Genomic DNA, 12,228 nt, shown 5'->3' on the forward strand with positions numbered 1-12,228 from the left:
CTAGACGGATACCGGAAACCGCCGCAGCACCGGACTCACGGTGACCAGCAGCGAGACAACAGCCATTCCCGCGGCGCACCACAACACCGCCGCGGTCCCATCCACGACCTCCACGAGCACCCCGCCCAGCGCCGGGCCCGCGGCCGCGGCACCGCCGACGAACACCCCCATCACGCCCATCAGCCGTCCCCGCAACTCATCGGGCGTCAACAGCAGCTGATGGGTGTTGATCGTGGTATTCGCTGTGGGGGCAAGAAAAGCCATACCCGCGAACAACGCTCCCAACACATACCCGTTGTCCACGAACACGGTCACCGGCGTCAGCAGGGTCACCATCCAGAACACCCCGACGATGGCGACGTACGGGCTGAGCAGCCGGTGGAACGTCGGCGCCACAAGGGATCCGAGCACCCCGCCGACGCCGAGCATCGCGGCCATCACACCGATCTCGCCGGCCGGGACACCGCGTGCCTCGGCCAGCACGATGACCACGATGTAGAAGGCGTTGAAGAAGAAGTTCAAACTCACCGCGCACAACGCGGTCACGCGGACGTGCCGATGTGCCCACACCCACTTGAGCCCGGCCAGGATCTCCAGATGGAACCGCTCCGGCGGCGTCTTCTCCCGCGGTGGGATCCGGACGAAACCGATCGTCACCAAGGAAACCAGGTGGGTCAGGAAGTCCACCAGGAACGGAACCGCCCGTCCCACCGCGAACAATACGCCACCCAGGGCGGTTCCCGCCATCTGACCGACCGAGGACCGCGCGGAGTTCAACGCCAGGGCGCTGGAAAGCTGTTCCGCGGGAACCAATCGGGGCAGGCTGGCGTCCTCGGCCGGTTCGAACAAGGCCCGGCAGACACCCATCACGACGGCCACCAGCACCATGTGCCCGACGGTCGCGCTTTCCCACCACAGCGCCAGAGCCAGACTGCCGACCGCCGTGGCCTGAGTCGCCTCACACCAGAGCATGATCTTCCGGCGATCCCAGCGGTCCACCAACGCGCCCGCGGGCAGCCCGGCCAGGAGCTGGGCCGCGGCGTCCGCCCCGAGCACAAGTCCCGACGCCGCGGGCGATCCAGTCAACGCCAGGACCACCAGCGGGAAAGCGATCATCGCGGTGCTGAAGCCGACCTCCGAGAAGGCCTGGCCCACCCACAGGAGCGTGTAGTTCCGGTTGCGGGACAGGGGGATCATCGGCACTCCCCCGCCATCTCCCGCAGCGCACCGGCGAACCGCGCGACCAGTTGCTCCATAGTGGACCTTCGATACCGGTCGGTCCGGTAGTACCAGGAGAACCCGAGCCTGCCCTCGCCGACCTCGCCCACGATATCGATCAAGTGCGCGGGCGGGGCGGCTGCGTCCTGCTCGCGGCCGATCGAGGGCAACACGCCACGGTAAAGCCCGAAGGCTCCGCCGGAGTCGAACTGTCCCAGGTAGTTGAACGACACCTGCGGCTGCGGGCTCGGCGGCAGCCGATCGGTCAGGTACCGCAAGGCACCATACCCGAACCCGTTGCTTGGAACCGCACGGATCTGACGCCGGACCGACTTGACGATCTCCCGCCAGCCACCGGCCGGAACGGTCACCGAGACCGGGAACATCGTGGTGAACCAGCCGACTGTCCGGCTGAGGTCGGCACCGTCCACAATGTCCTCACGGCCGTGTCCTTCCAGGGCCAGGGACACCCGCGAGTCGCCGGCCCAGTCCGCCAACGCCCACGCACTGGCTGCCAGCAACACATCGTGGATCCCGGTGCGGTAGGCGGTAGGCGCTCCTCGCAGCAACGCATCCGTCTCCTCGGCCGTCAGCAACACCGACACCGAGTCGATCGAGCCTTGCCCGTCATCGAGGTCCACCGGAAGTGGCTGTACGGAGGCCTTTTCCCAGAACGGAACCTGATCGTCCAGCCCACCGTCTCCGACGAACTCGGTCAACCGCCGGGACCAGTCCTGGAAGGATGTCGTCTTGGCTCCCAGCGAGATCCCGGTCCCCGCCACGGCCTGCTGGTAGGCGGTGTTGAGATCGTCGAGCAGGATTCGCCACGACACGCCGTCCACCACCAGGTGGTGTACGACGATCAACAGCTTCGGCCGCTCACCCGTGAAGAGCACCGCCTTCACCAACGGTCCTGCCGCCAGGTCGAAACTGGCGTGCGCCACGTCGGCGACGCCCTCGATGTCCTCCGTTTCAACGACCTGCAGCACATCGGCCGGTTCGACCGGCCCATTGACCTGGCGCCACTCGCCATCCTCGGCCGCGAACCGCATGCGCAGAGCGTCGTGGTGGACGAGCAGGGCGTCGAAGGCCTCGCGAAGGGCTTCCTGGTCGACATCCGGGTCGAGTTCGACGAAGTGGGACTGGTTGAAGTGGTGCGGACTGATCTTGTGTTCGTCGAAGAACCACCGCTGGATCGGCGTCAGCGGGACATCGCCGACCACCGGTTCCTGGTTGTGCGGATCGGGCGCGTCCAGGGTGACGAGCGGGGCCATCGCGGCGATGGTCTGGTGCAGGAACACATCTTTGGTCGCGATGTGCAGACCCGCTTGGCGTGCCTTGGCGACCACCTGGATGCTCAGGATCGAGTCGCCGCCCAGCTTGAAGAAGCTGTCCTGGACGCTGACCCGCTCCAGCCCCAGCACCTCGGCCCATACCGCCGCCAACGCCGTCTCGACCGGGCCTTCCGGAGCGACGTACTCGCCGGTGTCCGCGAAGGACGGTTCCGGCAACGCACGCCGGTCGACCTTCCCATTTGGACTGACCGGCAGCGCCGTCAACCCGGCAAACGCGGCAGGGACCAGGTATTCGGGCAGGCTTCGGCCCAGGAACTCCCGGACATCCGCCGGTACCTCGGGCACAACGTAGGCCACCAACCGCTTGTGGCCCTCGTCGGTCCGCACCACCGCGACCGCCGCCTCGATCTCCGGGTGTGCCCGCAGTGCGGCCTCCACCTCGCCGAGCTCGATCCGGTACCCGCGGATCTTGACCTGCTCGTCCGCCCGGCCAAGGAACTCGAGCTCCCCGGTGGTCCGCCAGCGCACGAGGTCACCGGTCCGGTACATCCGTTCGCCCGTCCCGAACGGACTCGCCACGAACCGCTCGGCGGTGAGCCCGGGCCGGTTCAGATAACCGCGAGCCAGCCCTTGGCCGGAGACGTACAGCTCACCGGCAACCCCGATCGCGACCGGCCGGAGCGAAGCGTCGAGCACATGAGCACGCGTGTTCCAGATCGGCCGGCCGATCGGCGGCGCGCCACCGGGAACCAGCGGCTCACTCCACGTCGAGACCACAGTGGACTCGGTCGGCCCGTAGGCGTTGATCATCCGGCGGCTCGGTGCCCAGCGTTCGACCAGATCCGCCGAGCAGGCGTCACCACCCACGACCAACGTCCGGAAGTCCGGCAACGGCACGTCCGGCACGGTCGCCATGGCCACCGGCGGGATCAGCGCATGCGTAACCCGGTACGTCGTCAGCACATCTGCCAGATGTTCGCCAAGCAGCGGCCCAGGCGGCGGCACGACGAGACTCGCGCCAACCGGCAGCGACATGCACAGCTCCAACACGGAAGCGTCAAAGCTGGGCGACGAGAACTCCAGCACCCGGTCTCCCGGCCGGACCTGCAGATGATCCGCCTCGGCCGCGGCGAAGCTGGCAATCCCGGCGTGCGAAACGACCACGCCCTTGGGCCGTCCGGTCGATCCGGACGTGTAGATCACGTAGGCCGGGTGTTCCAGCCGCCGCTGGACACCGAGGTTCGACTCGTCACCGTCCACATCGGTCGGATCGGCTTCGGTCAGCACGATCACCGGCGACGCGTCGGCCAGCATGAAGTCGATCCGTGCCTGTGGATAGGCCGGGTCGACCGGCAGGAAGGCCGCCCCGGTCTTGGCCACGGCCAGCTGCGCCACGATGATGCCCACTGATCGCGGCAGCACCAACGCGACGATCCGCTCCGGACCGGCGCCGCGCTCGATCAGCCGCCGCGCCAACCGGTTGGCCCGCGCGTTGAGTTCGGCGTAGCTGATCTCGCCACCCTCGAACACGACCGCCGGGGCATCCGGTGTCCGTGCGACCTGCGCTTCCACCAGCTCCGGGAACGTCGTCGGCACAACAGGTTCGTCGGTCGAGTTCCACCTGTCCAGTAGCCGCAGCTCACTCGCGGGCGCCGAGCGGATTTCCCGCAGCGGCCGCCCGGGCGTCTCAGCGACCCCGGCGAGCAGCACTTCCAGGTGCCCGGTCAGCCGCCGGATCGTGTTCTCGTCGAACAGATCCGTGTTGTAGGTGACCACACCTTGCAGCCCGCGGTCGTCCTCCCGGAACTCCAGGGTGAGGTCGAAACTGGCCGTCGCGACCGGCAGGTCAAGGTCCTCGGCGACCAGGCCGGGCAGCTGGACCTGCTCGTTCGGCGTGTTCTGCAGCACCACCATGACCTGGAACAGCGGTGTCCGGCTGGTGTCCCGGTCCGGCTGGACGGCATCCACGATCTGTTCGAACGGCACGTCCTGGTGAGCGAACGCCTCCAGCACCGTCTCCCTAACAGTGTTAGAGAACGATTCGAAGGTGCTCCGTTCATCCACAGTGGACCGAAGTACCAGTGTGTTGACGAAGAACCCGATCAGCCGCTCCAGCTCGGCCCGGTCCCGGCCCGAGGTGACCGTGCCGACGGCGATGTCGTCCTGGCCGGTCCACCGATGCAACACGACCTTGCACGCGGCCACCAGCGTCATGAACAACGTGCGGTTGCCCAGTTGTCCCTGCGCCTTGAGCTTGCCAACAATCGCCGCCGGGACATCGAACTCCAGCACAGCCCCGTTGTCGGTGTGCACAGGCGGTCGCGGCCGGTCGGTCGGTAGCTCCAGGGGCGTGACGCCGTCGAGCCGCTCTCGCCAGAAGTCCAGCCCGGTCGGGTCCTGCTCCCGTTGCCAGGCCGCGAAGTCCGCGTACTGGATCGGCAGCTCGGGCAGATCGGCCCGATCACCGTCGATCTCCGCTCGGTACAGCTCGGCCAGGTCGGTCATCAGCACACCGCCCGACCAGCCGTCCGTGACGATGTGATGCATGATCATCGCCAGCACATGCTCGTCCTCGGCGAGCTTCAACAAGCATGTCCGCAGCAACGGCCCTCGCCGCAGGTCGAACGGCCGCCGGCTCGCGGCCAGCAGCACCTCGTCCACGTCGGACACACTCAGCACCGGCAGCGAAACCTCGCGGTGCGGGTGCACGACCTGCACGCCCTTGCCGTCGACCTCGTCGAACGTGGTCCGCAGCGACTCATGCCGTCGCACCAAAGCGTTCAACGCCCGGCGAAGCGCGTCCGCGTCGACCGAACCAGTCAGCCGGATCGCCAGCGGCGTCACATATTCGGCGCTGCTCGGGTCGAACGAGTGCAGGAACCACAACCGCTGCTGCGCGAACGACAGCGGCAGCCCGCCATCCCGAGACCGGCGCGGGATCACGGTGTGTGTTGTCTGGACAATCCGCGATGCCAGGTCGGCAACCGTCGGAGCGTCGAACAAGGCGCGGGTGGACAGTTCGGCACCCAGCTCCGCCCGGAGCCGGGAGATCACCCGGATGCTGAGGATCGAGTCCCCGCCCAGCTCGAAGAAGTTGTCCCGCACGCCGATCCGGTCCTTGCCAAGCAGGTCCGCCCAGATCGACGCGACCACCCGCTCGGTCTCGTTGCGCGGAGCCACATACCGCGCCTCCCGGAGGTCCGGGTCCGGCAACGCCCGCCGATCCAGCTTGCCGTTGGCCGTCAACGGCAAGGCAGTGAGCGGCACGAAGGCCGACGGCGTCAGGTAGTCCGGCAACGCCTGGGCCGCGAACTCAGCCAGCCCGTCCGGCACCGCGGGAACGACGTACGCGACGAGCTTCTTGTTGCGAGCCACGACAGCCACATCAGTGACGGACGGATGCGCGGCCAGCACTGCTTCCACTTCACCGGGTTCGATCCGGAAGCCGCGGATCTTGACCTGGTCATCCGCCCGGCCCAGGTAGTCGAGCGTCCCCGTCCACCGGACCACGTCCCCGGTCCGGTACATCCGGTCGCCCGCACGGAAAGGATCCGCGAGGAACCGTTCCGCGGTCCGCCCGGGCTGGTCGAGGTAACCCCGCGCGATCCCGGCGCCCGCGATGTACAGCTCGCCGGGAACCCCTTCACCCACCGGCCGCAGCCGCGAATCAAGAACGTAGGTCCGGGTGTTGTCGAGCGGGCGTCCGATCGGGACGGAGCCGGGCACGTCGGTGACCATGTGACAGGTCGCGAACGTCGTGGCTTCGGTCGGCCCATACACGTCGACCACCGTCACATCGGGACAAGCCTCACGAACCCGCCGCACCGCCGCGGCCGGAACGGCCTCGCCGCCGGTCCACACCTCCCGAAGTCCGCTGAGGCACCTCGGATCGTCGGCGGCGACCATCCGGAACAGCCCAGTGGTCAGGAACATCGCCTGCACGCCCGACGCAATCGCTTGCCGTATCCGGGCGATGTCGACATCCCCGGTGGCCACGACGATCCGGCCACCGTTCAGCAGCGGCACCCAGATCTCGTAGGTCGACGCGTCAAACGCTTGCGGCGAGTGGAAGAGCACACATTCGTGCCCTCGCAGCCGTCGATCACAGGCCAGCGCGACAACATCCCGGTGCCGGACGGCGACCCCCTTGGGCTTGCCGGTCGACCCGGACGTGTACATCACGTACGCCAGCTGATCCGGATGAACAGCAACACCGAGATCGGCAACAGATCCCGCACCCGGACGAACAACCGGTCCACTGTGGATCTGCCGGGCGACCGATTCCCAGACTGTGTCGGTCACCATGGCATCGCAGCCGGCCACCAGCGCACGAAGCCGATCCACGGGAGAACGGCTGTCCAGCGGCAGATAGGCCCCGCCGGCCTTGACGATGCCGATGATCGCGGCCACGAGATCCACCGACCGCTCCATCAGCACGCCGACCCGCGCCTCAGCGCACAGCGACAGCTGGCTCGCCACCTGGTTGGCCCGGGCGTTCAGCTCCCGGTAGGTGACGTCGTCGATGGCCGGCGCGTCCGGCGTCCGTGCCACCTGTGCCTCGAACATCGTGACGATCGAGACCTCCGGCACCGCATGGACATCCCCGGTCCACTCCGCCAGCAGCCGATCCCGCTCCCCCGGCAGCAACCAGGACAGGTCGCCGACGGGTTCGTCGATGGCGTCCGGCATCGCGGTGAGCAGCCGTTCCAACCGCTGGGCCAGCAACGCGATCGTGCCCGGGTCGAACAGCTGCGGGTCGTACGCGACCTCCACGTTCAGCGCCGAGTCGAGGTAGGCCCGGGCGCTCAACGGGAAGTTCGTGGTGTCGACGCCGTCGATCTCCTCGACCTCGGGCGCGCCGGGGATGGACTCGGCGCCGATCGGGTAGTTCTCGAACGCCACCATGCTGTCGAACAGCTTGGTCCCGGCCCATGCCTGGATCCGGGCCAGGGACACGAAGTCGAACCGGCGCGCCTCGGTCTGCCCGGTCTGGACCTCCCGGAGCCACTCCCCCAGCGGCAGGTCCATGGCGAGCAGAACGCGGGTGGGCACCGTGTTGATGAACATCCCGATCATCGACTCGACCCCGGCCAGCTCGGCGGGCCGGCCGGACACGGTGGTCCCGAACACCACGTCCGCCTCGCGGCTGTACCGCGACAGCAACAACGCCCACGCCCCCTGGACGAGGGTGTTGATGGTCAGCCCCTTGCGCCGGGCCATCGCCGACAACGCCTCCGCCGGAACGGAGATCTCGACCGACTCACAGGACTCCGTCCGGTGCGCCTCGGCCGGTGCCCGGTCGAACGGCAACGGGGTGGGTGCGGCGACTCCTTCCAGAGTGGACCGCCAGTAGCGTTCCGCCTCGCCCTGGTCCTGACGGCTCAACCACTCCAGGTAGTCCCGGAACGGCCGTCGCGCGACCGGCGTGTACGTCCCGCTGTAGCGCTCGATCACTTCGGTGAACACCTGAGCCACGCTCCACCCGTCCAGGCTGAGGTGGTGCGAGGTCCAGACCAGCTCGACCACGTCACCGGGCAGCCGGGTGATGGCCAGGCTCATCATCGGCGGCACGGTCAGGTCGACCGGCATCGGCCCGTCGAAGCCGACCGGGAGCGTCACACCGCGGTGGACGATCTGCACCGGCTCGTCCACGCCTTCCCACAACACCGAGCTGCGCAGCACCGGCGTGTGGTCGACGGTCGCCTGCCAGGCGGCCACCAGCCGTCGCACATCCCGGACCCCGGTGAGCCGGAGCCTGGTCTCGTTGAAGTAGGCGTTGTTCTCGGCGAGGCTGTGGAACAACATCCCGGCCTGCAACGGAGTCAGCGGATAGATGTCCTCGACGGCCGGGCCGAGCCGGTCGAGCTGGGCCTGAGTCATCCTGACCAGCGGGAAATCGGACGGCGTCCGGCCGCCGGCCGACTGTCCACAGTGCTCGATGATCTCACGCAGCGCGTCGAGCACCGCCTCGGCGAGCCTCCGCACGGTCTCCGGCTCGTGGATCTCGGCCGAGTACTCCCAGTCGAGGTGCAGTTCGCCGTCCTCGACCGCGCCGGTGATGTCCAGCAGGAAGCCACGGTCGAACGAAGGTGACACATCGGCGCCGATACTCGGGCAGCTGCCCCGGATCAGGCCTTCGTCCACACCGGAGTCCCACTGGCCGTGGTAGTTGAAGCACACCGGCGCCAGCTCACCCATGTCCCGGCCACCGAGGTACTTCAGGAGCTCATAGCTCAGCCCACGACTGGGCACGGCCCGCAGCTGTTCCTTGACAGACTTGAGCGTAGAACCCCAGTCGTCCGAAACGTCCAGCCGCACCGGGAACTGCGTGGTGAACCAGCCCACCGTCCGCGACACGTCGACGCCTTCGATCAGGTCGTCGCGGCCGTGTCCCTCGACGGTGATCGCGGCCCAGTCCTGACCGGCCCACCGGGCCAGCACGGACGCCAAGGCGCTCAACAGGACGTCGTTGATCTGCGTCCGGTACACCTCGGGAACCTTGTGCAGCAGGGCATCCGTGTCCTCACGCCCCAACCGCACGACCACACTTCGAGCATCCGCAACAGTGTTACCGCCGTCGTGGTCGCGCGGCAGCTCGAACGCGGGAGTCTCCGGCCACACGTCCGGCTCGAACCGGGCAGCCTGCCTGGTCAGCTGGTGTGCCCACTGGCGGAACGCGGTGGTCTTGGGACCGAGATCCACCGGCCGCCCGGTCCGGATCTGCTCGTAGGCGGTGGCGAGATCGGCCAGGAGGATCCGCCACGACACGCCGTCGACCACCAGGTGGTGAATGGTCAGGAACAGACGGGGCCCGGGGAACAGGACCGCCTTCAGCATCGGGCCGGTGGTGTAGTCCAGGCTGGTCTGAGCCGCCAGCGCGATCTCGTCCCAGTACCCGTCCCCCGCCACCGTGAACACGTCTTGCGCGGGCCCAACATCCTGCGCCCCGTCCGCGAACCGGGACCGGAGGGCCTCATGGTGATCGACGATGGCCGCGATCGCCTGCCGCAACGCGTCCACGTCCAGGTCGTCGGTCAGCTCCACGAACATCGACATGGTGAAGTGCCGCGGCCCGCCTTGCGCGAAGAACCACCGCTGGATCGGCGTGAGCGGCGCCGGCCCTTCGATCTCCGGCGCCACTTCACCGGAGTCCACTGTGGTCACTGTCGCCAACGCCGCGACAGTGGGGTGCAGGAAGACATCCTTGGAGGTCAGGCGCAGCCCTTCACGGCGAGCCCGGGACACCACTTGGATGCTCAGGATCGAGTCGCCGCCGAGCGCGAAGAAGTTGTCCTCAACCCCGAGTGGCACACCGAGCACCTCCGACCAGATGCCGACGAGCACACGTTCGGTCTCCGTCCGCGGCGGCACGACGACGCCCAGCTCGATCTCGGGATCCGGCAGGGCGTTCTTGTCCAGCTTGCCGCTCACCGTCATCGGCAGCACGGGAATCGACACGAACGCGGACGGCACCATGTAGTCCGGCAACACGCTGCTGAGGTGTTCGCGCAGACCCTCGACCGGGCCGGCCACGTAGGCCACCAGGCGGCCATCGCGTTCGATCACCGCGGCCGCGTCGATCCCGTCCCGTTCGGCCAGCCGGGCCGCGATCTCGCCCGGTTCGATCCGGAACCCGCGAATCTTGACCTGGTCGTCGGCCCGGCCGAGGTACTCGAGCCCGGCCTCGGTCCAGCGCACGCGGTCACCGGTCCGGTACATCCGGCCCGGACCGAACGGGTTCGCCACGAACCGGTCCGCGGTCAGCCCCGGCCGGTTCAGATACCCGCGAGCAACCTGCGGTCCGGCCACGTAAAGCTCACCCGGAATGCCATCGGGTACCGGTGACAGGTACTCGTCCAGGACATAGGCGCGCAGGTTCCGCAGCGGGACACCGATGACCGGCCGGTCACCGTCCACTCGGCACGAAGTCGCGTCCACAGTGCACTCGGTCGGGCCATAGAAGTTGTACACCTCAATGCCGCTGAGCTGCTGCCACAGCGACCGGTCCATCGCCTCGCCGCCCACCATCATCTTGGTGGCCACGTTCAGCAGCCCGGCGGGGATCAGCTGACGCAGGTAAGACGGGGTGAGATCGAGGAAGCCGATGTCGTTCGCGGCCACATAGGACACCAGCGCCTCGGGGTCGAGACGGGTGTCGTCGTCGATCAGGTGCAGCTCGTGGCCATTGGCCAGCAGCACCAGGCCTTCCAGCGACGTGTCGAACGAGAACGCCGCTGTCAGCGCCACCCGCATCCGCCCCGGGAGAACAATGTCGTGGTTCGCTACAAGGTTGGCGAGCTGACGGTGCTCGACCACCACGCCCTTGGGCCGGCCGGTCGACCCCGAGGTGTAGATCACGTACGCGGCCTGCGAGCCGTGTGGCTGCTTTGGTGCGGTGTCGGGCATCTCGTCGAGGTCGGGCAGGCTTTCCAGAACCAGCACCGGTTCGGCGTCGGTCAGCATCATCGACACGCGCTCGTCCGGGAGCCCCGGGTCGATCGGCAGGTAGACCGCGCCCGCCTTCCACACCGCGAGGATCGCCGCGATCATCTCGGGCGACCGCGGCAGCTTCAACGCCACCACGCGCTCCGGTCCGGCACCCAGGCCGATCAGCCGATGTGCCAACCTGTTCGCCCACACGTCCAGCTCGGCGAAGGTGAACAACCGCTCCTGGAACACCAGTGCGGCCGCGTCCGGAGTCCTCGCCGCCTGTGCCGCGAACACAGCCGGATAGGTCGTGTCCGCTACTTCCAGAGCCTGGAACGGAATCCGGTCGCTGCCGGTCAGCAGCTCAGCGACCCGGCAGCCTGGGGCCACGTTGTCCAGCAGGACAAGCAGATGCTCCACCAGCCGGGCGATCGTCGCAGCGTCGAACAGGTCGGTGTTGTACTCGACCGCGCCCGCGAGGACGTCACCGCGCTCCTGGAACTCGAAGGTCAGATCGCAGGCGGCGGTGACGACCGGGAGCTGAACCTCCGCCACGTCCAGCCCGGCGATCGACGGGACCTCGCTGGGAGTGTTCTGCACCAACACCATCACGTCGAACAATGGGTTGCGGCTGGTGTCCCGCTGTGGCTGCACGGCGTCCACGACTCGCTCGAACGGCACTTCCTGGTGCGAGAACGCTGTCAGCACCGTTTCTCTAACGCTGTTCAGGAGATCGCCGAAAGTCACTCCGGTATCCACAGTGGACCGGATGACCAGGGTGTTCACGAAGAACCCGACCAGCCGCTCGACTTCGGCGTGCTCGCGCCCGGATGCGACGGTCCCCACGGCGATGTCGTCCTGACCGGAGTAGCGCGCCAGCAGCACCTGGCACGCGGCCATCAGCGTCATGAACAGCGTGCCCTCGGCGCCATGGCCGACCGCCCTCAGCCTCGCCGTGACCTCGGCAGGCACTTCGAACTCGTGCATCGCACCCGTGGCCGTGAATACGGGCGGCCTGGGCCGGTCCGTGGGCAGGTCCAAGGGTTCGATCCCGGCCAGCCGCTGCCGCCAGTAGTCGAGCTGGCCGCCCAGGACCGGCTCGGACAGGCGGTCTCGTTGCCACACGGTGTAATCCGCGTACTGGATGGGCAGGTCCGGGAGCGTCCGGCCTTCGTAGAGCGCGGCCAGGTCCTCGGTCAGCACGCTGGTCGACCAGCCATCGGTAACGATGTGATGAATACTCAGCACCAACACATGGTCTACATCGGACAGTCGCAGCAGGGTGGGC

The 12,228-nt window shown here is 67.9% G+C and carries 2 protein-coding genes (1 of these 2 running past the window's edge); both read right to left on the reverse strand.

The window, feature by feature from the left end:
• The gene (locus AB0J95_RS18360; protein ID WP_364758503.1) at nt 1-1,197 is read right to left on the reverse strand and encodes an MFS transporter; all 1,197 of its coding nucleotides are present in this window, start codon (nt 1,195-1,197) and stop codon (nt 1-3) included.
• Nucleotides 1,194-12,228: the 3' portion of a non-ribosomal peptide synthase/polyketide synthase gene (locus tag AB0J95_RS18365; protein ID WP_364758506.1), read on the reverse strand. Its footprint extends 7,508 nt past the window's final position; 11,035 of the gene's 18,543 nt are visible here — the last part of the coding sequence; the start codon falls outside the window, past its right edge — the gene reads right to left on this strand; its stop codon occupies nt 1,194-1,196. The genes AB0J95_RS18360 and AB0J95_RS18365 overlap by 4 nt, the downstream gene beginning before the upstream one ends.

The sequence above is a fragment of the Actinocrispum sp. NPDC049592 genome, from assembly GCF_040675465.1.
In the GTDB taxonomy this organism is placed as follows: Bacteria; Actinomycetota; Actinomycetes; order Mycobacteriales; family Pseudonocardiaceae; genus Kibdelosporangium.